The sequence below is a fragment of the Mesorhizobium sp. B2-5-4 genome, from assembly GCF_006441095.1.
Classification (GTDB): Bacteria; Pseudomonadota; Alphaproteobacteria; order Rhizobiales; family Rhizobiaceae; genus Mesorhizobium; species Mesorhizobium salmacidum.
The window spans coordinates 114,619-138,285 of sequence record NZ_VFUR01000010.1 but is presented as its reverse complement, the minus strand read 5'-3'; the positions used below and the strand labels follow the sequence as shown (position 1 = coordinate 138,285).

Here is a 23,667-nt window from a genome sequence, read left to right as displayed (position 1 = left end):
CATCGCCAGAGATAGGTTCCGTCAACACCCTGACAGATCGGGATCCTGACGGATCGGGGTTATACAAGCCCGCTCACGGGCACGTTACAAAAGTGTAACGTTGGTGCCCTTGAATCGCCACGTTCAGGGACCCAAATACAGTTCATCGGCAGTTTTCGCCGAAGTCCGGAGCAAGGCCCGTCCCCCGCCTATACCGGACAATTGCGGCAGCCTATCCCCCCCTCTCCGGGCTGCCGCATCGTTTCGAGTAAAAGGCCGCCGTGGTTCCCCCTCCACCACGGCGGCATTTTTTTGCCCGCGGCGACCGTCCCGGGCCGTGGTCCAATCGTCCCGGGCTTTTCGTTTCGCCGCTCTGCCTTTACGGTTCCGGCACTGAATCGAAAGGCTATGCAAATGTCCGCAGTTTCCCCTGTCCTCGACCGTCTCGACCAGAACCTCGACCAGAGCCTAGAACGGCTCTTCGGCCTGCTCGGGATCAAGTCGATCTCCACTGATCCAGCCTATGCCACCGACTGCCGCAAGGCGGCGGAATGGCTGGTGGCGGAACTCAAGCTGATCGGCTTCGACGCCAGCGTGCGCGACACGCCCGGGCACCCAATGGTGGTTGCGCATCACGACGGGCCGGCGGGCGCGCCGCATGTGCTGTTCTACGGCCATTATGACGTGCAGCCGGTCGACCCGATCGAGCTGTGGGAAAACGATCCCTTCGCCCCGGCGATCAAGGAGATTGCACCTGGTCACAAAATCATCACCGGGCGCGGCTCGGCCGACGACAAAGGTCAGCTGATGACTTTCGTCGAGGCATGCCGTGCCTGGAAACAGGTGTATGGTGGTCTGCCGTGCCGCGTCACCATCCTGTTCGAAGGCGAGGAGGAATCGGGGTCGCCCTCGCTGAAGCCGTTCCTCGAGGCCAATGCCGAGGAGCTCAAGGCCGACTTCGCGCTGGTCTGCGATACCAGCATGTGGGACCGCGACACGCCGTCGATCTGCGTCGGGCTGCGCGGTCTGGTCGGCGAGGAGATCACGGTTAAGGCCGCCGACCGCGACCTGCATTCGGGCCTCTATGGCGGCGCTGCCGCGAACCCGATCCGCATCCTGGCCAAGGTGCTGGCCGACATCCACGACAAGGACGGCCATATCACCATTCCGGGCTTCTATGACGGCGTCGAGGAAACGCCTTCGCAGGTGCTGAAATCATGGGAAACGCTGGGCGAGACGGCCGAGACCTTCCTCGGACCTGTCGGCCTGTCGATCCCGTCGGGCGAAAAAGGCCGCTCGGTACTGGAACTGACCTGGGCGCGGCCCACCGCCGAGTTCAACGGCATCATCGGCGGCTATACCGGCAAGGGTTTCAAGACGGTGATCGCCGCGGAAGCCTCGGCAAAGGTGTCTTTCCGCCTCGTCCACAAGCAGGATCCGAAGAAAATCCGCGCGGCTTTCCAGAAATTCGTCAAGGAGCGCATCCCGGCCGATTGCTCGGTCGAATTCCACGCTCATGGCGGTTCTCCGGCAATCCAGCTCTCCTACGACTCGCCGTTCCTGGCCAAGGCCAAGACCGCGCTTTCCGACGAATGGCCAACGCCCGCGGTGACGACCGGCAGCGGCGGCTCCATTCCGGTGGTGGGCGACTTCCAGACCTATCTCGGCATGGAATCGCTGCTGGTCGGCTTCGGTCTCGACGACGACCGCATCCACTCGCCCAACGAGAAATACGAGCTCAGCTCCTTCCACAAGGGCCAGCGCTCCTGGGCGCGCATTCTGGACGCGCTGACACGGTAAGGCGGACAACCCTGGACGGCGGAAAATCAACTTTCTGTTGATTTTTCCGCCGATCACGGCGAGGACGGGTCGACAGCGCAATTTGTTGGAGCGCGTGTGCGCTTCTTCGATGGATGCGCGACGCCGAAGGCCGCGACCCGGAGAAGACGATGAGCGATATCCGCTTCCATAAAAACGATCTGCCTGACCTCTCCCGCTACGATGTCGCTGCGGTGGCCATCGATACGGAAACGCTCGGCCTCAATCCCCACCGTGACCGGCTCTGCGTGGTGCAGATTTCGCCTGGCGACGGCAGTGCCGATGTCATCCAGATCGCGCCGGGGCAGAAGGAAGCACCGAACCTCGTCAAGCTGCTGGGAAACGACAGCGTGACCAAGCTGTTCCACTACGGTCGCTTCGACCTCGCTGTGCTCTACCATGCGTTTGGCGTGATGGCCGAGCCGGTGTTCTGCACCAAGATCGCGTCGCGGCTGACGCGCACCTACACCGACCGGCACGGGCTGAAGGACATCTGTTTCGAGCTTCTCGGCGTCGGCCTGTCCAAGGCGCAGCAATCGTCGGATTGGGCGGCCGAAACGCTGTCGCCCGAACAGCTCGAATACGCCGCCTCCGACGTGCTCTATCTGCATCGGTTGCGCGATGTGCTGGCCGGGCGGCTGGCGCGCGAGGGGCGCACGAAGGAGGCGGACGCCTGTTTCCGCTTTCTGCCGACGCGGGCCAAGCTTGACCTGATGGGCTGGGACGAAGAGGATATCTTCGCTCACAGCTGATGGCCCTCGTGGCGATCAACCGTCTGGAAGAAGGGGATGAGATGGCGGACAGAAAGCCGATATCGACCGCGCCGACCGACGGCTCCAAGGTCACCGTCACCTGGAAGGACAGCGATGGCGTCCTCAATGAATCCATCGCTCAATACCGCGACGACGGCTGGTGGGTCTACATCGACAGCCACACGCAAAAGAAGGTCGAGCCAACCAGCTGGCGGCCCGCCGCCGGCGACGACGACGACCAATGAGCGCGCCGCTGGCCGGGCGCTTTCGCATAGCCTGACGCTATTGAAATCGGGGCCGATTCGGAGCCTTCCGCTCCGCAACCGTGCGCCTGCTCGAAGAATCAAGTGCGAGTGTCTCGTCGCCTTGCTACGGCAGGCTGGTGATCCCGACTAACCGGACGTGAAATTCGAGCGGATTATGAAGAGACCCGGGTTGGGCCGCCAGCCTGCATCCGCATTCTGGCGGCAAAGGCCTTCATACCCTTCCTGCTCACCCTGCGCGCTTCATCGGCGTCGTGGGTCCGGGTCTGCTCTGAATGGAACTCCAAGGCGAAATGAATGTTCCATAAGACAGGCGGAGGATGTTTCAGGCATGACAACGGCTTCTCTGCACTTGCTCAAGGGGGTGGGTTATCTGATTTCCACCGCCAGTGTCGTCCTGCTGGCCATAGTCAGTTGGTCGAGCGCTTCAAAGAGCCCGCTGCTGGTCGTCTGCCTGCTTGTCGGCGCCGCCGCGTCGGTCATGGGTATGTTCTGCCGGTGGCTGAGCTACGAGATAGAAAAACGCCAAGGCCACAAATGAGGGCTCGCCACGAGCGTTCGGACGCCGACGGTGCTTCGGGTGCGCGGAGCCTGTCACATCCGTCGCGCTGCGACGCTGGCAATGGACAACAGATTAACAAATTCCTAACGGAATTCAGACGCTTGCGCGAAGCTCTGCTTAACCCGCCCTTAAATCGCCGCATCTACTCTTCAACCCGAGCGCCATTGGCACCGGGGACATCAAGCGCAGCGCATGGCGAACCGCAGAGACAGTCGCATCGAGCCCAGCTTCGAGGGACCGCCACGGGCGAAATCCCAGACGGGTCTTTCGGTGAGCGAGGAGGACCGCGTCGTGCCGAGCAATCGCAAAGCCTCCGCCAAACGCAAATCATCGAAGGGGAAATCGTCGCGGGGGAGGCGCGGAGGGAGTGGACGCGGCCTGTTCGGCGTGCTCGGCCGGCTGGTTTACTGGTGTTTCGTGCTCGCCATATGGGGCGGCATCGCAGTGGCGGGCGTCGTTATCTACTACGGCGCCAAGATGCCCGCGGCCACGACTTGGTCGATCCCCGACCGTGCGCCCAACATCAAGATCGTCTCGGCCGACGGGCAGCTGCTGGCCAATCGCGGCATGAGCGGCGGCGAAGCGGTCGGCCTGCACGAAATGTCGCCTTATATTCCCGAGGCGGTGATCGCCATCGAGGACCGCCGCTTCTATTCGCATTTCGGTGTCGATCCGATCGGCCTGTCTCGCGCCATGGTGACCAACCTCATCGGCGGGCACTTCTCGCAAGGTGGTTCGACGCTGACGCAGCAATTGGCCAAGAACCTTTTCCTGAAGCCCGACCGCACGCTGGAACGCAAGGTGCAGGAGGTGCTGCTGGCGCTGTGGCTGGAGCACAAGCACACCAAGGACCAGATCCTCGAAATGTACCTCAACCGGGTCTATTTCGGCTCCGGTGCCTATGGTGTCGAGGCGGCCTCGCGCCGCTATTTCGGCAAGAGCGCGCGCGACGTCACCTTGTCGGAAGCCGCACTCCTGGCTGGCCTGCTGAAGGCGCCGTCGCGGCTGTCGCCGGCGCGCGATCCCAAGGCCGCCGAGGAGCGCTCGCAGCTGGTGCTCGCCGCCATGCGCGAGGAGGGCAAGATCAGCGAGAAAGAGCTGAAGACGGCGCTGAGCGCACCGGCGACGCGCTCGCCATCCTACTGGACCGGCTCGGAAAATTACGTCGCGGACACAATCATGGAAGAGTTGCCCGACCTGATCGGCGATGTGCGCGGCGATATCGTCATCGATTCTACCGTAGACCTGAACCTGCAGAAACTCGCCGAACAGTCGATCCGCCGGCTGATCGACGACAGCGGCAAGAAGCTCAATGTCACCCAGGGCGCGCTGGTGTCGATCGACGATTCCGGCGCGGTGCGCGCCATGGTCGGCGGCTATGACTATTCGACCAGCCAGTTCGACCGCGCCTCCGAGGCGCGCCGGCAGCCGGGCTCGGCGTTCAAGCCGTTCGTCTACATGGCTGCGCTCGAGGCCGGCCGCACGCCCGACAGCATCCGCAACGACGCACCGATCAAGATCGGCAACTGGACACCCGACAATTACGGCGGCAAGTACTTTGGCAAGGTCACCTTGGCGACGGCGCTGGCCAAGTCGCTCAACTCGGTTGCCGCGCAGTTGACCATGGAAGTCGGGCCGAACGCGGTGGTGGAAGCCGCGCACCGCATGGGCATCCAGTCCGACCTGCTGGCCAACACCTCGATCGCGCTCGGCACCTCGGAAGTGACGCCGCTGGAACTGACCTCGGCCTATGTGCCCTTCGCCAATGGCGGCTACAAGCCCGACATTCATTTCATCCGCCGCGTCACGACATCCGACGGCAAGGTGCTCTATGACAGCGCTGGCGGCAGCGCACCGCGCGTGATCAAGCCCGAGATCGTCGGCATGATGAATTCGATGATGACCGGAACGGTCGAGGTCGGCACCGCCAAGAAGGCGGCCTTCGCCTGGCCGTCGGCCGGCAAGACCGGCACCAGCCAGAATTCGCGCGACGCCTGGTTCGTCGGCTACACCGCCAATCTGACCACCGGCGTGTGGTTCGGCAATGATGACGGCACGGCGATGAAGAAGGTTACCGGCGGCGCGCTGCCCGCGCAGGCCTGGCACGAATTCATGGTCGCCGCGCATGAGGGCGTGCCGGTGCGGCCGCTGCCCGGCACCTGGAAGTCGACGCCGGCGGACACCATCGTGCCCGACGACATTCCCTCGGCCGACAACAACCAACCGGCACCGGTTCCCTCGGCTTCGGTTGGACAGCAGGCGCCGGCCGCGCAGGCGGCGGCACCGCCGGCGCCGGTCCGTGCGGCGCGGCCTGCCCAGACCGTCGATGCCGATGGCTTCAACATGCCAGCGGATGGCGGCACCACGGCTTCGGTCGGGCACCCGGTGCCGCCAGGCAGCGTCGGCGGTCGGCTCAAGAAGCGGCAGACCTCGATCCTGGATATTCTTGGCGGCGGCTGAGCAGCCGGCTAGGGGCGTCAACCGCCTCTCGCCACCCCGGCGGCATTCGGCTACATGTCCTGCCTGGAGACCGCGACATGACCGAGACAGACACCAGAAAAACCATCGTGCTGACCGGCGCCAGCCGCGGTATCGGCCATGCCACGGTGAAACGCTTTTCGCGCGAAGGCTGGCGCGTCATCACCTGCTCGCGCCAGGCCTTTGCCGAGGACTGCCCGTGGCCGGCCGGTCCGGAGGACCACATCAAGGTCGATCTCGCCGATCAGGAAGATGTCGGTATTGCGGTGTCGGAAATCCGTCATCGGCTCGAAGCGCATGGCGGGCAGTTGCACGCGCTGGTCAACAATGCCGGCATTTCGCCCAAGCTCAAGGATGGCAACAGCCGGATGGACTCGATCGACACGCCGATGCATGTCTGGCGCGACGTGTTCCAGGTCAATTTCTTCGCGCCGATCATGCTGGCGCGCGGCCTGTTCAAGGAATTGGCGGCTGCCAGAGGCTCGATCGTCAATGTGACGTCGATCGCCGGCACCCGCGTGCATCCCTTCGCCGGCACCGCCTATGCGACGTCGAAGGCCGCTCTCGGCTCGCTGACGCGCGAGATGGCGCATGATTTCGGCCCGCACGGCATCCGTGTCAACGCCATCGCGCCGGGCGAGATCGACACCGCGATCCTGTCGCCGGGCACGGAAAAGATCGTCGAGACCATTCCGCTGCGGCGCCTGGGCACCACGGCGGAGGTCGCCGACATCATTTTTTTCCTGTGCTCCGGGCAGGCGTCCTATGTGACCGGCTCGGAAATCCACATCAATGGCGGCCAGCACGTATGAACTGGTCGACTTCAGGCTAGGGCCGGCTCACCCGCCTATGGTGACGACAGCCTTGCCGCTGAAGCTGCGCTGTCGCAGTGCGTCCAGGGCTTGGCCGATGTTCGTCCATGGCACGGTCAAGGCAATGCGGGTGTCCAGCCGACCAGCGGCGACCAGGGCGAGCAGCGCGGCGATGTCGGCGCCGATGGCTGAACCGGACGTGTAGTAGGCGAACGTCTGAAGCCTCGCGCCTTCGTGACCCGGAACGAACTGACGGAACCCAACCGGCGTGAGTTCACCGCTGCTCGAGCCGAACATGACAATTGTGCCGGCAGGGGCGACGCGTTCGATCGCGTGTGCGAGGCTTTCGCCGCCGACCGACTCGGTGATCAGCGAAAACGGCCCCTCGGCCTGCTCGATCGACTCCACGATCTGCTCGGCTCCGAGTTCGCGCAAATCCTCGTGGTGCCTGGCGGCGGCGATGGCGGTCACCGACGCACCCCGCTCGCGGGCGATCTGGATCTGGAAGCGACCGACGGCACCGCTTGCACCGGTGATCAGGACCTTTAGGCCGGCCAGGTCACCGCCGTGGCGCAAAGTCCTGAGCGCGGTCGTGCCGGCGACCGGAAGCGTGGCTGCCGAGGCGAAGCTGACCTCATCCGGCAGGACGGCGAGACGGTCTGTTGAAACGGCGACCCGTTCAGCCCATCCGGCCTGGTCGACCAAAGCCGCGACCCTGGTGCCCGTGATCGGCCCGGAGCCATCGGCGGCTGCGCGTTCGACAATTCCGACGATGTCCTGGCCGAGTGTCCAGCCGTTCGGACGGATGGTGAGCAAGCGCAGTTCACCCCGGTTCAACGAAGTTGCGTGGACCGAGACGAGCGCCTCGTTCGCGAGGGGCCGAGGTTCTTCGACCCGGGCTAACCTCAATCCCGTGGCGCTGTCGGAAGATATGACTAAGGCGAGCATGGGAGCGTACCTTCTTGCTGGAGGCCGAACTTATCGGCTTCCCTGCTCGAACTAAAATCAGTCAATCATGAGACAGCCGCTTCGCTACCCATGGGTCAATTTCGATGTCGATGACGTGCTGGCGCCAGCCATCGCCGTGCGTGTCGACGTCACCGAGACCAGCGCGGAAGTGCCGGCCCATTGGCACCGCAAAGGCCAGCTCGTCTTTGCGCTCGGAGGCGGCGTCACATGCCGCGTTCCGAGCGGCCTTTGGATGGTGCCGCCGCATTGCGGCGTATGGATTCCCGGCGGCATGGAGCACAGCAACATCGCGACGGCCAACGCGCGGATCTTCTTCGTCTATATCGAGCCGGGAGCCGCCGAATTGCCGGACCGGTGCTGCACGCTTTCGATCTCGCCGCTGCTGCGCGAACTGATCGTCGAGCTGTCCGACAGCGTGCAGGACGACCAGGCAAGGAATGAGCTCCTGACCAGGACCCTGCTTGCAGAACTGCCGCGCATGCCTGTCCAGCAGCTGCATCTGCCGATTTCATCCGAGCCGCGCTTGAGGCGGATCGCCGAGGCGCTGGCGCAAGACCCTGCCGATCGCAGTACGTTGGCACAATGGGCCAACCGCGTCGCGCTCAGCGAAAGCAGTCTGGCGCGTCTCGTCGTCAAGGAGACTGGCTTGAGCTTCAGGCGCTGGCGCCAGCAATTGCAGCTGATCGTCGCCATTCGGGAGCTGGCGTCCGGTGCCAGCGTGCAGCAAGTCTCGGGCGACCTCGGCTATGGCTCGGTTACCGCCTTCATCACCATGTTCAAGAAGGCGCTTGGCAAGCCCCCGGCAAAATATCTCGGCGGTGTCGCGCAAAATGGCGGCTCGGCATTCGTGGCATGATTGAACGCGCTTGTGGGTTGCGTCGACTCAGGCAGCGGACGGTTCAGAAACCCGCGGCTCGTGGCCAAGCACCTCTTCGACAATGCCGCGCGCGATCTCGCGTTCGCCCATGATCACGGTATCGGCGCCGAGTCCCTTCAGATGCTCGACCTCGGCGTCGGAATGGGCGCGGGCGATGACATTGATGTTGGGATTGGCGGCGCGTGCCCGCAGCACGATCTGGCCGGCCTCGAAGGCGTTGGGGATGGCAAGGATCAGCCGCTTTGCGCCTTCAGGATTGGCCGCGGCGAACACTTCGGCATTGGCGGCATTACCGGCGATGGTTTCGATGCCGTCTGCTTTCAGCCTCGTCAGCGTCTTATCGGCATCCTCGATGACGAGGAAAGGCTGTGCCGCTTCCTTCAGCGCGGCACCGACGAGGCCACCGACCCGGCCATAGCCGATCAGGATGGCATGACCGGCAAGCGTCGTAGTCGGCGGCGGGCCGTCTTCCTTGCTCAACGTTGCGGCGACCGAGGCTACCTGGCCCGGTTCCGTCGCCGGGCCGACCGGCTTGGTATCCGCTGGTTGCGCCGTCCTGATGGCGCGGGCCTCCAGCCACGGCTTCATCCAGTCGATAACCAGAAACATCAACGGGTTGAGCACGATCGACAGGATGGCGCCGGCCAGGATCAGATCGCGGCCTTGCTCGGGCAGAAGTTTCAGCCCGACGCCGAGTTCGGCCAGGATGAAGGAGAACTCGCCGATCTGGGCAAGGCTGGCCGAAATCATCAAGGCCGTGGCCAAGGGATAGCCGAAGGCTACGACGATCACGAACGCCGCCAGCGACTTGCCGATGACAATGATGGCCAGCGTCGCCAGGATCGGCAGGCCGTTGCTGATCAGGCTGAACGGATCGAACAGCATGCCGACGGAGACGAAGAACAGCACCGAGAAGGCATCGCGCAGCGGCAGCGATTCTTCGGCCGCGCGGTGGCTGAGCTCGGATTCGCTCATGATCATGCCGGCGAAGAACGCGCCCAGCGCCAGCGAGACGCCGAACAGTTTTGCCGCGCCGAAGGCGACGCCGAGCGCAATGGCGAGCACGGAGAGACGGAACAGTTCGCGCGACCCGGTATGGGCAACGTAGTGCAGGATCCAGGGAATGACCCGGCGGCCGACCACCAGCATGACCACCACGAAGGCGGCGACCTTGGCCAGCGTGATGCCGACGACACCCCATATGCCGTAGCTGGCCGGCAGCGACAGCAGGTCGCCCGAATGGGCATTGGCGTGTTCCTGGCCGCCGAGTACACCGGCAAGCGCCGGCAGCAACACCAGCGCCAGCACCATGGTCAAGTCCTCGACGATCAGCCAGCCGACGGCGATGCGGCCGCGCTCGGTCTCGATCAGGCGGCGTTCCTGAAGCGCGCGCAGCAGCACAACGGTCGAGGCGACCGACAGCGCCAGTCCGAACACCACGCCCGCGCCCATCGACCAGCCGAGCATCCAGGACAGCCCGACGCCGAGCGCGGTGGCAAAGCCGATCTGAACGATGGCGCCAGGCACGGCGATAGCGCGGACCGACAGAAGGTCCTTGAGCGAGAAATGCAGGCCGACACCGAACATCAGGAGAATGACGCCGATTTCAGCCAATTCGTTGGCAAGCCCTGCATCGGCGACGAAACCGGGCGTGTTCGGGCCGACCAGAACGCCGGCTACGAGATAGCCGACCAATGGGGGAATACGGAAGCGATTGGCGAGAGCGCCGAAGACAAAAGCGAGCCCCAGACCGGCGACGATGGTGGCGATAAGGGGCGTGTCATGCGGCATTGTCTATGGAGCGCCTTTCAAGCTAGCGATGTCGGATATGCGGCGCCCGAAAGCCGTCGCCTGTTTCGCAATATGGTGGAAGGGGCAACGGTGATGCAACCCGCAAGGTGCGAAAAGCGACGGCGCGGCGACAAAATGCCGGACCGGCGACCGGGGTGCCGCCGTTCTGTTTGAGCTCGCTATGGCATTCGCCTTGTTGCCAGCGATCAGGCTGCCTGCAACAGGGCCTCGATCTCGGGGATGCCGTGGTTGGTCATGGTCTTCGGGATTTCGGCCGTCACCTTGTCACCAACCTCCTTGTGCAGCTTCTTGCGCATGGCGCCGAGCACCACTGGTGGGGCGACAAGCACGATGCTATCGAACTCGCCGTCATGGGCAAGCTTGTAGAGCCGGGCGGCAATCTCCTCGGCGAAGCGTTCCTTGCCGATACGGTGCCAGTCGGTCTCCTCGACCGCGCTGCGGTGCACGGATGGGCCGTCATTGTACCGGCCGGGACTGTCGCTTCCCTGTTCGCGTGTGGGCGGGTTTTCCTGTTCCATCAGATGCACGACTTCAAGGTTAGGAAACTTGGTGTCGCCGACGTTCTTGAGCAGGAGCGCCTTTTCACCGTCTGCCACCAGAACCCAAATGCCATGCTTCAGTTTGATCGTGTTCATGAGGGACGCTCCTTGTTGAGTGGTGGTTATACCGGGAACGCGTTTCAGCCCGTCAACGTTCCAACTCACGCGGCGCACCGAACAGCCGTGCAGGCCGGGCGCTGAACATGAAATCGCCACCGGACGGCTTTAATCTACTAAATTAATAGAAATTAGAAAAAACTGTTTTGCGGGACAGGTCGCCGGCAGCTAAAAGCGCCTGAAATCAGGGCCGATTTCGGCGACCCGGCGTGCCCATGGGCATGGGCGTGGAATATTTTTCTCCTGCCCTTCGCGGTTGCGAAAAAGCGATTGCCTGCCATCACCGGATGCGCGAGTGCTTTGCTTCTGCTTTTTTACGCCTCGGCGTAAAACTGCGAAACTGTCCCGGATCGCTATTATCATGCCGCAAGCCACCACCAAGCTCAACGCCTTTCCCGTCTTCCTGCGGGTCGAGGGCGAAGCCGTGGCCATTGTCGGCGGCGGCGAGGAGGCTCTGGCCAAGGCGCGGCTGATTGCCCAGTCGAGTGCCGTTCTGCACATCATCGCCAGAAATGCCGAACCGGAGTTGTTGACCTTCATCGCCGAAGCCGGCGCGAAGCATGTGGCCGCCGCGTATGATGCCTCGCAGCTCGAAGGCGCCGTGATGGTGTTTGCCGCCAGCGGCGACGAAGCGCTCGATCGCCGCGTGGCCGCCGACGCGCGCCGACTGGGCATTCCCGTCAACGCCGTCGACCGGCCGGATCTCTGCGATTTCTTCACCCCGGCGCTGGTCAACCGCGCACCGGTCGCCATTGCCATCGGCACCGAAGGTGCAGGTCCGGTGCTGGCGCAGATGCTGCGTGGCCGCATCGACCGCATGCTGTCGCCGTCGCTTGGCGCGCTGGCGGCGCTTGCAATGTCGTTCCGCAATGCCGCCGAGAGATTACCCCGGGGCAATGTGCGCCGGCGTTTCTGGAGTGACTTCTTCGGCGGAGCGCCGGCGCGCGCCCTCGAGGCCGGCGATTTTTCGCAGGCGCACGAAGCCGCCACCGATCTGCTGTCGTCCGACGCGCCCATTTGCGGCCACATCGCCCTGGTGGGCGCCGGTCCCGGCGCCGAGGACCTCCTCACCCTGCGGGCGCATCGCCTGCTGATGGAGGCCGACGTTATCGTCCATGACGCGCTGGTGCCGGAGGCGGTCGTCGCCATGGGTCGCCGCGATGCCGAGCGCCTGCCGGTGGGAAAGCGCAAGGGCTGCCATACAAAGAGCCAGGCCGAAATCAATGCGCTGCTGGTGGAGCTTGGCCGTGAGGGCAAGCGCGTCGTGCGGCTGAAATCGGGCGATCCGCTGGTGTTCGGCCGCGCCGGCGAGGAGATGGCAGCACTTCGCGATGCCGGCATCGCCTATGAGGTGGTTCCGGGCGTTACCGCGGCCTTCGCCGCTGCCGCCGATTTCGAACTGCCGCTGACGCTGCGCGGTGTGTCGTCGTCGATGGTGTTCACCACCGGCCACGATCTCAAGGGCAATTCGTTGCCGGACTGGGCCAAGCTCGCCATTTCCGGCGCTACCGTCGCCGTCTACATGGGCCGCTCGGTCGCCGCCGAAGTTGCCGGCCGGCTGATCGAGGCCGGCCTGTCGCCGGACACGGCGGTCGCGGTGGTCGAGAATGCCAGCCTGACCAATCGCCGACGCTTCCACGGCACGCTTGCCGACCTGCCGTCGCTGGAGGCGCGCGCCGATCTGTCGGGCCCGGTCATGACCATCATCGGCGACGCTGTCGCCGGCGCCAATTTCGAGCGGTCCGAGGCGCTCGCGGCACACAGGCATGAAAGTGCGCCCGTAGCGGCCGCCGAGGGAGTTCAGCCATGAAGATACTGACCGCCAATCGCCTCGGCGACGGCATTGCCGTCTGGTACGCCGATGGCGGCTGGGCCGAGACGGTGGACCATGCAGACCTTGCCCATGACAAAGCGGCCGTGGATCGGCTGGAGGCGATCGGCGCCAAGGCCCACGCCGACAATGAAGTGGTCGACGTCAATCTGATCGACGCGGAAGTCGTCGACGGCGTTGTCGAGCCGGTGCGGCTGCGCGAGAAGATCCGCGCCGCCGGTCCCACCATCCGCAACGATCTCGGCAAGCAGGCTGCGCGGGCAATCTAACCAGCCACGGGCGGACGCGCCCTGAAAGACGAAATATGTACCGTTACGATGAGTTCGACCACGATTTTGTCCAGGCCCGCGTCGCCGAGTTCAGCGACCAGGTTGAGCGCCGGCTGTCCGGCGAGATCACCGAGGACCAGTTCCGGCCACTCCGGCTGATGAACGGCGTCTATCTGCAACTGCACGCCTATATGCTGCGCATCGCTGTGCCTTACGGCACACTGAACGGCAAGCAGCTGCGCATGCTGGGCCACATCGCCCGCAAATACGACAAGGGCTACGGCCACTTCACCACGCGCCAGAATATCCAGTTCAACTGGCCGGCGTTGTCGGACATTCCGGCGATCCTGGCGGACCTGGCCAGCGTGGAGATGCACGCCATCCAGACCAGCGGCAATTGCATCCGCAATGTGACCGCCGACCATTTTGCCGGGGCGGCCGCCGACGAGGTCGCCGATCCGCGCCCCTATGCGGAAATCCTGCGGCAATGGTCGTCGGTGCATCCGGAATTCTCGTTCCTGCCGCGCAAGTTCAAGATCGCGGTGACGGGAGCCGAGCGCGACCGAGCCGCCATCCAGACGCATGACATCGGCCTGCACCTGAAGAAGAACGCCGCCGGCGAGCTCGGCTTCGCCGTCTATGTCGGTGGCGGCCAGGGTCGCACGCCGATGGTGGCGAGGAAGATCCGCGACTTCCTGCCGGAAGCCGACCTTCTGTCCTACTGCACGGCGATCCTGCGCGTTTACAATCTCTATGGCCGCCGCGACAACAAGTACAAGGCGCGCATCAAGATCCTGGTCCACGAGACCGGCGCCGAGGAAATCACCCGCCAGGTCGAGGCCGAGTGGCAGGAGTTGAAGGACGCGGAGCTGAAGCTGCCGGAGGCCGACATTCGCGCCATCGAGGCCTATTTCGCCCCGCCGGCGCTGACCGGGCGGCCGGACGGCGACACGGCGGTCAAGGTGGCGCGCCTGGATTCCAAGGGCTTCTCTGACTGGCTCGACCAGAACGTGGTGACGCACCGCCACCCCGACTACGCGGCGGTGACGATCTCACTCAAGGGTATCGGCGAGGTGCCGGGCGATGCGACCGACAGCCAGATGGAAGCAGTCGCCGACATCGCCGAAAAATACGCTTTCGACGAGCTTCGCGTCAGCCACGAGCAGAACCTGATCCTGCCGCATGTGGCGCGCGCCGACCTCAAGACGGTCTATGACGCGCTGGTCGACATCGGGCTGGCGACGGCCAATTCCAACCTGATCTCGGACATCATCTCGTGCCCGGGTCTTGACTATTGCGCGCTGGCGACCGCGCGCTCGATCCCGATCGCACAGGAAATCTCGCAACGCTTCGCTTCGCTGGAGCGGCAGCGCGAGATCGGCGAGCTGAAGCTGAAGATCTCCGGCTGCATCAATGCCTGTGGCCACCACCATGTCGGTCATATCGGCATCCTGGGTGTCGAGAAGAAGGGCTCCGAACTCTACCAGGTGACGCTCGGCGGTTCCGCCGACGAAAACACCTCCGTCGGTGAGATCATCGGCCGCGGCTTCTCTTCGGAAGAAATCACCGACGCCATCGAGACGATCGTCGATACCTATCTCGGCCTTCGGCTCAACCCACACGAAATATTCATCGACGCCTACCGCCGTGTCGGTCCCGCGCCGTTCAAGGAGGCGCTCTATGCTGGCGAAGCCAAGGCCGCTTGACCATATTGTCGACGTCGAGGACGGCGCCGCCGCCAAGGCGGCGGGGTTTGACGCGCTCTACGGTCATCTCAGCCCGATCGAGATCATCGAACGATCGGCCAATGAGCTGTTTCACGACGAGATCGCCGCCGTGTCTTCGTTCGGCGCAGATTCGGCGGTGCTGCTGCACATGATCGCCAAGATCGACCGCACGCTGCCGGTCGTCTTCCTCGATACCGGCAAGCATTTCGAGGAGACGCTCGGCTATCGCGACGCGCTGGTCGCCGATTTCGGGCTGACCAACATCCGGGTGATCAAGCCCGACGAAGCGGCGCTCGAACGGATCGATCCGACCGGCAATCTGCACCAGAACAACACCGATGCCTGCTGCGACGTGCGCAAGGTCGAGCCGCTGGCACGTGGCATCGCACCCTTCCGCGCCTGGTTCACAGGCCGCAAGCGCTTCCAGGCCTCGACGCGGGCCGCACTTCCAGTGTTCGAGGCGGTCGGCCCGCGCATCCGCATCAATCCGCTGGCGCGCTGGACGACGTCGGATCAGGCCGGCTACATGCGCGCGCATGCGCTGCGCGAAAATCCACTGGTCGCCTATGGCTATCTGTCGATCGGCTGCTTTCCCTGCACGCAGCCGGTGCAGCCGGGCGAGGACGCGCGCAGCGGCCGCTGGGCCGGTCACGCCAAGACCGAGTGCGGCATTCACCTGTCGGGACTGGAAGTGTCGCTGACCGACGCATCACTATAGGGTATGTTGAAATTCAGGTGAGGCCGGCCTGCAAACGGCAGTTTCCTGAGCTTCCGGTGCTCATGTACTTCAAGTACGCTCCGCTCCGGTTTTCGGAAACAACCGTTTTCGACGCGGCCTGGCCTGAATTTCAACACACCCTTGAGCGCTTCGAATTTTTGGGAATTTTGATGACTGAACCGACGACACCGGAGACCCGGCTCTGGACCCCGGAGGGTTTTCGCGAGGACGAGTGGATCCATGCCGAAAGCGCCGATGCGCTTTCCGGCAATGACCGCTTCATCCTGCCGCTGCAGGCGTTCCTCGACCTCGACCCGGAGGTGCGCCGCTCGGCGAAGGAGCGGCTCGGCGCCCTGCTGCAGCCCGGCGATCAGCTCGAGAAGATCGCCGATCTGCTCGACCAACTGTCGCTGGTGGCGCTGGCCTTCCCGGCCTTCGGTGACGGCCGCTCCTTCTCCAAGGGCGAACTGCTACGCAGCCGCTATCATTTCACGGGCGCGCTGCGTGCCACCGGGCAAGTCCTGGTCGACCCGTTGCCGCACATGCTGCGGCTTGGCTTCGACGAGTTCGAGGTCTCGAATCCAGTGCTCTTGAAGCGCCTGGAAGAGGGCCGCACCGGCGGGTTGGGACTTTACTACCAGCCTGCGGCCATAGCGGAGCCCAAGGGTCCGAAATATTCCTGGCGGCGCCTTCGCAGCAGCTGACGCGTTTTCTAGGAAGGCCCAAAGCTCTCTCTCAATCGAGGAAGACGCAAACTGGTCGTACCAATTGTGCGATTTGCGCTTTTCCTTACGTGATCCTGTCCTTAGGATAATGCTCTTATTTCGCAACCTGAAATAATGGCCACAAGGGAGGAACCGGGAATGGCTGGCAAGAAGATATTGATGCTCGTTGGCGAGTTCAGCGAGGAATATGAAATTTTCGTCTTTGAACAGGCCATGCATGCCGTCGGCCACACCGTGCATGTCGTCTGCCCGGACAAGAAGGCCGGCGACGTGCTGAAGACATCGCTGCACGATTTCGAAGGCCACCAGACCTACACCGAAAAGCCCGGCCACGATTACATCCTCAACAAGACGTTTTCCGACGTGGATCCGGCCCAGTACGATGCCGTTTACGCGGCGGGCGGCCGCGGTCCCGAATACATCCGCATCGACAAGCGCGTGCAGGCGCTGGTGCGGCACTTCCATGAGACAGGCAAGCCGATCTTCACCATCTGCCATGGCGTGCAGATCCTGATCGCGGTCGACGGCGTGGTGCGGGGCAGGGAAGTGGCGGCGCTTCACTATTGCGAGCCGGAGGTGACGCTGGCGGGCGGCATCTATATCGACGTCGCGCCGAACGGAGCCCATGTCGACGGCAATCTCGTTTCGGCCAAGGGCTGGCCGGGCTTGTCCAATTTCATGCGCGAATGCCTGAAGGTGCTGGGCACTGAGATCCGCCATGGCGAGATCCTGATGCGCGACGAGCGGCAGGCGGCCTGAGGCTTTGAGGACTGGCCGGACGGTTGAGAAGCTTTGCGCTGCCTCTCATCCGGCCCTTTGTCCGCTGCGTGGACCGCGCCTATAGCGCCGCGTGTGCCTCGCGGAACGATATCAGCTTGCTGCGGCCTTCGTCCCACAAGGCCAGTTTGACGCAGCGCAGGCTCTCGAGCAGCGTGACGCGGCCGATACCGCGCAACTCGGGATAGTCCCGCAGCACTTCCTGCAGCCGGTAGCCGGGCACCCTGGCGGAGAGGTGGTGGACGTGGTGAACGCCGATATTGCCGGTGAGCCAGTTCAGCACCGGCGGCAGGTCGTAATAGGACGAGCCGTGCAGGGCGGCGTGCTGGAACTCCCATTCCCCATCCTTCGCCCACTCGGTCTCCTCGAACTGGTGCTGGACATAGAACAGCCAGATGCCGGCCGAACCGGCGAGAATGACGATCGGCAGATGGACAATCAGGAACGCGCCGGGACCGATGACCCAGATGAGGATGGCCGCGGCAAGCGCGATGCCAAGATTGGTGGTCATTGACGAAACCCAGGGCGTCAGGCCGCCGCGCATCATGCCGACGGGCAGCCTTTGCGAGAAGATGAACAGCCAGACCGGCCCCAGGCCGAACATCACCAGGGGATGGCGGTAGAGACGGTAGGCCAGACGGCCCCGCCAGGACATCCGCCGGTATTCGGCGACGGTCAACGTCCTGATGTCTCCCATGCCGCGCTCGTCGAGATTGCCGGCGCTGGCATGATGCGTGGCATGGGCGCGCCGCCAGCAGTCGTAAGGCGTCAGCGTCAGGATGCCCAGCGCACGACCGATCCAGTCATCGGCATGGCGATTGGCAAAGAAGGAGCCATGGCCGCAATCGTGCTGGATCATGAAAATCCGCACCAGGAATCCGGCCGCGGGCAAGATGAGGATCAGTCCCCACCAATGACCATAGGCATAGGCCGCGGACGACAGAGCCCACAGAGTGGCGAAGGGAATGAGGGTGATGGCAAGTTCGAGTGCGCTGCGCCGCCTGTCAGGCTTCTTGTAGCGCGCCAGAATCTTGAGCCAGGCGCGCTTGCTATTGGCCGCCGCTTCGGGGGAAATCATGTTCATCAGGAAGCATAGGCGGGGTGCGCCGCCACCGCAAGCCGATGATCACGTAAAGTTACTGTGCGTAATTGTCGCGTAAGGCCTAGTCGACCCTCACTGCCCGTCGCCAGCCGACGTCGCCATCCTCGACCCTGTCGAGGTGGTCGAGCAATTGTCCGAAGCGGTCCGGGATGTCGGTTTCGGTGCGGAAGGCTGGCAAGGTGCGCAGAAAGCGCTTCATCGCCTCGGCGCCGATCTGGCGCCGAACCTCCGCAGCGAGCCTTTCTGTTTTTTCGAGCTTGTTGCGGGTCATCGGTTCAAATCCTGCGTCGGGTCCCAAACTCCTCCAGCGACGGAATGGTTCCCGCATCACGGCCTTGTGGCAAGCAAAGCCGGCAAGCACGGTAAAATTTGAATTAAAATCGGACTACCGCCTTGGTGCCTTCCAGGTCCGGTGAAAGGTCCTTACGGTCGCTTTCCCCTTGATTTTTGGCCCGCGAACCTCGATATCGGGCACAAATCCATACCATTCGAGATGACGGGAAACGGCGATGAGCGACCAGGCAAAAGACGAACGCGCGCCCAGTGAAGCCGAGGCGGCCGAGGCCAATGTCGAGCGTACGGAAGGCAGCATCGATGGCGACTATGAAGCGCTTGTGCGCCTGCTGAAGGAAAACGAAGAGCTGAAGGACCGCGCACTACGCGTCGCGGCCGAGATGGAGAACCTGCGCCGCCGCACTGCGCGCGACGTGCACGACGCGCGCACCTACGCGGTGGCGAATTTTGCCCGTGACATGCTGTCGGTGTCAGACAATCTGCGCCGCGCGCTGGATGCCATTCCCGCCGAGGCCAAGGCGTCGGGGGATGCCGGCTTCAAGGCACTGATCGAAGGCGTCGATCTGACCGAGCGCGCCATGCTGTCGGCGCTGGAACGGCATGGAGTCAAGAAACTCGCTCCGGAAGGCGAGAAGTTCGATCCCAATTTCCACCAGGCGATGTTCGAAGTTCCCAATCCCGATGTCCCTGCCAACACCGTGGTCCAGGTCGTGCAGCCGGGCTATTCGATCGGCGAGCGAGTGCTGCGCCCAGCCATGGTCGGCGTCGCCAAGGGCGGCCCGAAAATCGCGGCCGACGCGCCGGTCGAGCCAGGGCCGGTCAATGAGCAGGCCGAGAAGGATGCGTGAGTAGGGAAATAGGGAGTAGGGGAGTAGGGAAAAAAACAGGAAGCCGTATGAATCAAGCGGCTTCGTGCTAAACATATTCCCCTATTCCCCTATTCCCCTATTCTCCTACTCCCCTAACCCATGAACCCCATCGCCCTTCTCGACTATGCCGGCGTTGCCGTCTTCGCGGCGACAGGGGCGTTGGCGGCGTCGCGCAAACAGGTCGACATTATCGGTTTCCTGTTCCTGGCCAGCGTCACCGGTATCGGCGGCGGCACGCTTCGCGACGTCATCCTCAATCTGCCGGTTTTCTGGGTCGCCAACTCCAGCTACGTGCTGATCTGCGCGGCGGTCGCGGTGCTGGTGTTCTTTGGTGCGCACCGTGTCGAATCCCGCTGGAAGTGGCTGCTCTGGCTCGACGCCATCGGGTTGGCCGCTTTTTCGGTGATGGGTGCGGCCAAGGGTCTGGCCATTACCAGTTCGCCGGTCGTTTCCGTCGTCACCGGCGTGCTCACCGCCACGTCGGGCGGCATCTTGCGTGATCTGTTGGCGGGTGAACCCTCGGTGCTGCTGAGGCCGGAGATCTATGTTACGGCCGCTCTCGCGGGCGCTGCAATCTTCACGGCTGGCGACGTCACAGGATTGCCGCCGATCGTTTCAGAGCTGGCCGGCTTCGCCGCCGCGTTCGCGGTGCGCGGCGGTGCGCTCCGTTTCGGCTGGACCTTTCCATCCTACAAGAGCCGGCCCGGCCGGCGACCGGAAGACATTCCGTGAAAAGAAGGGAGTAGTGGGTAGCGAATAGGGTTGGCAGAACGCATGGTTGCGGCGCAGCTCTCGCTATTCGCTATTCGCTATTCGCTATTCGCTATTCGCTATTCGCTAGCGTCACGCGGCGAAGCGCTGCGCTTCCCCGCCATAATAATTGACGTAGCGTGCGCCGATCTCCTTGACCGGCATCACGACGAAAATGTCGACCGTGGAGAATTCGCGGTCGATGACGCAACCATCGCCGATGCGAGCGCCTACCCGCAGATAGCCCTTGACCAGAGGCGGCATCGCCGCGATCGCCGCCTTGGTGTTGACCGCCTCGATCGGCATCAGGTCCATGGAGCAATAACGTTCGGACACAGCCCGCACGTCCCAGGCCGAGTTTGTGCGGCAATGATGAGCGAGATAGGTGAGCGCCTCGGCATGCGCCGCAGGCACGGTGCCGTGGAATGAGGCACAACCGGTCATCACGCCGATTTCGTAATGATTGATATAGGCCCAGATGCCTTGCCACAGCGCCTCGATGGTGCGCTTCGAACGGTATTCGGGTAAAACACAGGAGCGGCCGAGTTCGAGGAAACGCTGGCCGGGATGACGGGCGATGAGCTTGGTCAGCTCGAATTCGCCTTCGGAATAGAAGCCGCCGGCGGTTGCTGCGATTTCTTGCCGCAGCAAGCGATAGGTGCCGACGATGCGGCGGTGCTCAGGGCCGGAAAGTGTGGTATCAAGGACGAGCAGATGGTCGCAGAGCGGGTCGAAACGGTCGGCGTCGCGGCGGTCTTGCGCCTGGAACAGATCCTTCCTGGCGCCAAGCTCATCATAAAATACACGGTAACGCACTTCCTGCGCGGCCGCGATCTCGGCCTCGTTGCGGGCAAGCCGCACTTCGAGGTTGCCGATACGGCCGAGCGCTGCGCCTTTTATGACGGAATCGACATTACGTCCGGCGAGCAAGGCGCTGCTGGCGTTCGGCCGAGTGTCACATTCCGGCATAACTGTATGCACGAGTGATTCTCCTTCGAGCCATCCCTCTTGGCACGGGGATACGGTGTAGGTGCAACAGGATTGTGACAGTACCGTGATACGGCGTCGCGGGCAATACTTCGTCGGCTGGCGAAAACGGTCAACCGGCTATGTTGCGTCACAAGGCCCCAGGTGCGTCGTGTTCGCGGGCGCCGAAACCGTGCTGATTTTTTGGTGGTCTTCGTCAGCCACGCACCGGCAAAAGGCGGCTCAAGCGGCGACCTGGCCTTCGACGGCGCTGACCAGCGCCTCAGGGTCAAGCGGCTTTGTGACGAAGCCGCTGGCGCCGTGGGCAAGCACCGCATGGCGGGTCTTTTCCTGGCTATCGGCTGACAGCACCATGATCGGCACGGGGGGCACGGATGTCTCCTCCTCATGGCGACGAATCGCGGCAATGGCGTCCAGCCCGTCCATGACCGGCATATGCAGATCCATCAGCACCACGTCGAAACGGCGGTTGTGGCCGGCGCCCGTGACCGCCTCGACGGCGGCCTTGCCATTGCCGACCACCTTGACGCGATGTCCGGCTTTCAGCAGCGTTGCACGGGCCAGCATGGCATTGATGTCGTTGTCCTCTGCGATCAGCACGGACAGGCCCTGCTGGCGTTCGCCTGACGCGCGAAGCGCCGGTGCGCGGCGTTTTTCCGGCTGCGGCGTGGCAAGGACCGGTGCGTGGCTGCTCAAAAGGACACGCAAGAGTGTTCCTCCGCGCACTGGCCGGGCAAGGAATGTCGCGTAGCCGCTGCCGCGAAACTCGCCAAGCATGCCGCGGTCGGTGGGGGCAATCAGCGTGATGGCTTCGCAACTAGCGAACCCATGTTGACGAAGCCGCTTGAGCAGCCTTCCGTCACTCTCTTCCAGGGCCGCGTCGACCAGAAGCACGTCGCAGCCGTCGGCAAAGGAAGCGGCCTGAGCCACGGTGGTGGCCATGCCGGCCGCGCCGCCATTGGCGCGGATGGTGCGGGCGATGGCGTCGGCCTCGACGGTGTTCTTGGACAGGATCACGGCGCGTCGCCCGGCAAGCGCGTTCAACCGGCCCTGCGGCGGCTCGGTGGCTGATATGGCGGGAATTTCGAAGACGAATTCCGATCCCTGGCCAAGCCGGCTGGAAACCGAAATCGCGCCGCCCATGGCGGCCACCAGGCGCTTGGAGATGGCAAGTCCCAGTCCGGCACCGCCATGCGGGCGCGTCGAGGTGCCGTCGGCCTGCTCGAATTCCTCGAAGATGCGCTCCATGTCCTCGTCGCGCAGGCCGGGACCGGTATCGGCGATGGTGAAGCAGATGCGGTCGGTGGTCTCGGTGCGGGCGCGCGCGACGCTGACCAGAACGCCGCCGCTGTCGGTGAACTTGATGGCGTTGCCGATGAGGTTGAGCAGCACCTGCCTGACACGGCCCGGATCGGCTGTGATCAATTGCGGCACATCCGGTTCGACATGGCAGCCGAGGCCAATATTCTTGGCGAAGGCGCGTGCGGCCATCAATTCGATGATGTTGTCGGCGATCTCGCGCACGGACATCGGCTGCGGTTCGGGATCGAAGCGTCCGGCCTCGATCTTGGAATAGTCGAGCAGGTCCTCGATCAGGGCAAGCAAGGCGCTGGCCGAAGTCGAGATGGCGCCGACATAGGTCTGCTGCTCCGGCGACAGCCTGGTGTCGGCGAGCAGTCTGGCCATGCCCATGATGCCGTTCATCGGCGTGCGGATCTCATGGCTGACCGTGGCGAGGAAGCGCGACTTGGCCTGGCTTGCGAACTCAGCGCGCTCGCGCGCGGTGATCATGGATGATTCGGCGCGCTTGCGTGCGGTGATGTCGCGGGCGATGGCGCGATGCGAGACGGCATTGCTGTCCTTGTCGCGCACCGACAGCTCGATCCACGAGAACCAGCGCGGGCCGGTCGGCGTGCGGATTTCAACGTCGGTGGAACTCAGGCATTCATGGTCGGAGAAAGCGGCATCGGGAACGATACCGACCTCGATGCCGAGCTCGGCCAGCGTCTTGCCGGCAAGGTCGCGCTGATCGGTTTCGACAAGGTCGGCGAACACCTTGTTGGCATAGACGATGTAACCGTCGCGGTCGCGATGGATGACGAGGTCGCCGAGCGCATCGATGAGACCGCGAAAGCGCTCCTCGCTTTCCTGCATCTCCCACATGCGATCGGCCAGCGTCTCGATCTCGGCGCGGTTGCGGGCTGTGGTTTCGTCAAGCATGACCGTATTGCGGCGCACGCTGCGTCTGGCGTGCAGATGCATGGCCAGGCCGGCAAGGCCGGTTACCAGCAACGCCACGCTGATGAAGGCCGGGCCCCCGGTCAGGTAGGAGAGGCCTGCCAGCGCCATGACAACGAAGGTCAGGATCGGCAGGCCTTCCCGCTTGGCCGGTTGTTGATCGGGCACCAGCGGCGGCGCGGCGATAAACCGCCGCGCAGACGCCGGCGCTTGCGCCGGTGCCGCATCGATGTCGTCACCGGCATCGATACCGTCGCCTGCGTCGACCGGTTGGCTGTCGGATTCCGCGATCATGCGAAATCCTTTGCCAGACAGAGATTATGGAAAGTTGCGGGGGATCGTTCGAATTTTAGCGGATTGGGCGTTTTTGCCTCGGCGGCGACGGATTTACCAGCTGATGTG

The 23,667-nt window shown here is 63.7% G+C and carries 22 protein-coding genes; 15 read left to right on the top strand and 7 right to left on the bottom strand.

Annotated features, from left to right (window positions below; genetic code table 11):
* The first annotated feature begins 387 nt into the window (after window positions 1–387).
* The 6 genes from FJ492_RS15175 (at window position 388) to FJ492_RS15150 (ending at window position 6,664) form a co-directional block, all read left to right on the top strand.
* Window positions 388–1,779, top strand: a complete 1,392-nt coding sequence (locus FJ492_RS15175) for a M20/M25/M40 family metallo-hydrolase (RefSeq protein ID WP_181166663.1) — start codon at window positions 388–390, stop codon at window positions 1,777–1,779.
* 149 nt (window positions 1,780–1,928) lie between these two features.
* Window positions 1,929–2,549 carry a ribonuclease D gene (locus tag FJ492_RS15170; protein WP_027143068.1) on the top strand — a complete coding sequence of 207 codons (621 nt, stop codon included), beginning with the start codon at window positions 1,929–1,931 and terminating at the stop codon, window positions 2,547–2,549.
* A 41-nt stretch (window positions 2,550–2,590) separates the two neighbouring features.
* Entirely contained in the window at window positions 2,591–2,794 is a 204-nt protein-coding gene (locus FJ492_RS15165; protein WP_140770679.1) for a hypothetical protein, read from the top strand.
* Between the two features lie 349 nt (window positions 2,795–3,143).
* Window positions 3,144–3,353: a hypothetical protein gene (locus FJ492_RS15160; protein ID WP_027143066.1), complete on the top strand. Its 210-nt coding sequence runs from the start codon at window positions 3,144–3,146 to the stop codon at window positions 3,351–3,353.
* 213 nt (window positions 3,354–3,566) lie between these two features.
* On the top strand, window positions 3,567–5,834 hold the full coding sequence (locus tag FJ492_RS15155; RefSeq protein WP_027143065.1) for a transglycosylase domain-containing protein: 2,268 nt from the start codon (window positions 3,567–3,569) through the stop codon (window positions 5,832–5,834).
* A 77-nt stretch (window positions 5,835–5,911) separates the two neighbouring features.
* Entirely contained in the window at window positions 5,912–6,664 is a 753-nt protein-coding gene (locus FJ492_RS15150) for an SDR family oxidoreductase (RefSeq protein WP_140503016.1), read from the top strand.
* A 27-nt stretch (window positions 6,665–6,691) separates the two neighbouring features.
* Here FJ492_RS15150 and FJ492_RS15145 read toward each other — a convergent pair whose 3' ends face one another.
* Entirely contained in the window at window positions 6,692–7,612 is a 921-nt protein-coding gene (locus tag FJ492_RS15145; protein WP_140770678.1) for a zinc-binding dehydrogenase, read from the bottom strand.
* Between the two features lie 67 nt (window positions 7,613–7,679).
* Here FJ492_RS15145 and FJ492_RS15140 point away from each other — a divergent pair, with 67 nt between their 5' ends.
* Complete coding sequence (locus tag FJ492_RS15140) at window positions 7,680–8,489, top strand: helix-turn-helix transcriptional regulator (protein WP_140770676.1); 810 nt, start codon at window positions 7,680–7,682, stop codon at window positions 8,487–8,489.
* A gap of 27 nt (window positions 8,490–8,516) precedes the next feature.
* On the opposite strand, the gene FJ492_RS15135 is transcribed toward FJ492_RS15140, so the two are convergent.
* Entirely contained in the window at window positions 8,517–10,301 is a 1,785-nt protein-coding gene (locus tag FJ492_RS15135) for a cation:proton antiporter (protein WP_140712064.1), read from the bottom strand.
* A gap of 206 nt (window positions 10,302–10,507) precedes the next feature.
* Window positions 10,508–10,957: a host attachment protein gene (locus FJ492_RS15130; protein WP_027143060.1), complete on the bottom strand. Its 450-nt coding sequence runs from the start codon at window positions 10,955–10,957 to the stop codon at window positions 10,508–10,510.
* Window positions 10,958–11,339: 382 nt separating this feature from the next.
* Here FJ492_RS15130 and cysG point away from each other — a divergent pair, with 382 nt between their 5' ends.
* The 6 genes from cysG to FJ492_RS15100 all read left to right on the top strand — a co-directional run bounded on the left by cysG (window position 11,340) and on the right by FJ492_RS15100 (window position 17,007).
* Window positions 11,340–12,788, top strand: coding sequence for a siroheme synthase CysG (cysG, locus tag FJ492_RS15125; protein ID WP_140770673.1), 1,449 nt, complete (start codon window positions 11,340–11,342; stop codon window positions 12,786–12,788).
* On the top strand, window positions 12,785–13,078 hold the full coding sequence (locus FJ492_RS15120) for a DUF2849 domain-containing protein (RefSeq protein ID WP_140770671.1): 294 nt from the start codon (window positions 12,785–12,787) through the stop codon (window positions 13,076–13,078). Before cysG ends, FJ492_RS15120 begins: the two co-directional genes overlap by 4 nt.
* 35 nt (window positions 13,079–13,113) lie before the next feature.
* A complete protein-coding gene (locus FJ492_RS15115; RefSeq protein ID WP_140712056.1) occupies window positions 13,114–14,784 on the top strand; it encodes a nitrite/sulfite reductase in 1,671 nt (556 codons plus the stop codon).
* Entirely contained in the window at window positions 14,759–15,523 is a 765-nt protein-coding gene (locus FJ492_RS15110; RefSeq protein ID WP_027143056.1) for a phosphoadenylyl-sulfate reductase, read from the top strand. The genes FJ492_RS15115 and FJ492_RS15110 overlap by 26 nt, the downstream gene beginning before the upstream one ends.
* Window positions 15,524–15,693: 170 nt before the next feature.
* The gene (locus tag FJ492_RS15105) at window positions 15,694–16,227 is read left to right on the top strand and encodes a DUF934 domain-containing protein (RefSeq protein WP_140770669.1); all 534 of its coding nucleotides are present in this window, start codon (window positions 15,694–15,696) and stop codon (window positions 16,225–16,227) included.
* Between the two features lie 159 nt (window positions 16,228–16,386).
* The gene (locus FJ492_RS15100) at window positions 16,387–17,007 is read left to right on the top strand and encodes a DJ-1/PfpI family protein (RefSeq protein ID WP_140770667.1); all 621 of its coding nucleotides are present in this window, start codon (window positions 16,387–16,389) and stop codon (window positions 17,005–17,007) included.
* 79 nt (window positions 17,008–17,086) lie between these two features.
* Here FJ492_RS15100 and FJ492_RS15095 read toward each other — a convergent pair whose 3' ends face one another.
* Both FJ492_RS15095 and FJ492_RS15090 read right to left on the bottom strand, forming a co-directional pair.
* The gene (locus tag FJ492_RS15095) at window positions 17,087–18,109 is read right to left on the bottom strand and encodes a fatty acid desaturase (protein WP_140770665.1); all 1,023 of its coding nucleotides are present in this window, start codon (window positions 18,107–18,109) and stop codon (window positions 17,087–17,089) included.
* Window positions 18,110–18,188: 79 nt separating this feature from the next.
* Window positions 18,189–18,398 carry a hypothetical protein gene (locus FJ492_RS15090; RefSeq protein WP_140770663.1) on the bottom strand — a complete coding sequence of 70 codons (210 nt, stop codon included), beginning with the start codon at window positions 18,396–18,398 and terminating at the stop codon, window positions 18,189–18,191.
* Between the two features lie 238 nt (window positions 18,399–18,636).
* Here FJ492_RS15090 and grpE point away from each other — a divergent pair, with 238 nt between their 5' ends.
* Both grpE and FJ492_RS15080 read left to right on the top strand, forming a co-directional pair.
* Window positions 18,637–19,269, top strand: coding sequence for a nucleotide exchange factor GrpE (grpE, locus tag FJ492_RS15085; RefSeq protein WP_027143051.1), 633 nt, complete (start codon window positions 18,637–18,639; stop codon window positions 19,267–19,269).
* A gap of 120 nt (window positions 19,270–19,389) precedes the next feature.
* Window positions 19,390–20,022 (top strand): trimeric intracellular cation channel family protein, encoded by a 633-nt coding sequence (locus tag FJ492_RS15080; protein ID WP_140745200.1) that lies wholly within the window; start codon window positions 19,390–19,392, stop codon window positions 20,020–20,022.
* Window positions 20,023–20,133: 111 nt separating this feature from the next.
* Here the strand turns inward: FJ492_RS15080 and FJ492_RS15075 are convergent, their stop codons facing one another.
* Together FJ492_RS15075 and FJ492_RS15070 are read right to left on the bottom strand one after the other, a co-directional pair.
* Complete coding sequence (locus FJ492_RS15075) at window positions 20,134–21,009, bottom strand: GNAT family N-acetyltransferase (protein ID WP_032935138.1); 876 nt, start codon at window positions 21,007–21,009, stop codon at window positions 20,134–20,136.
* A 240-nt stretch (window positions 21,010–21,249) separates the two neighbouring features.
* Complete coding sequence (locus FJ492_RS15070; protein WP_140770660.1) at window positions 21,250–23,559, bottom strand: PAS domain-containing hybrid sensor histidine kinase/response regulator; 2,310 nt, start codon at window positions 23,557–23,559, stop codon at window positions 21,250–21,252.
* Between the last annotated feature and the right edge of the window lie 108 nt (window positions 23,560–23,667).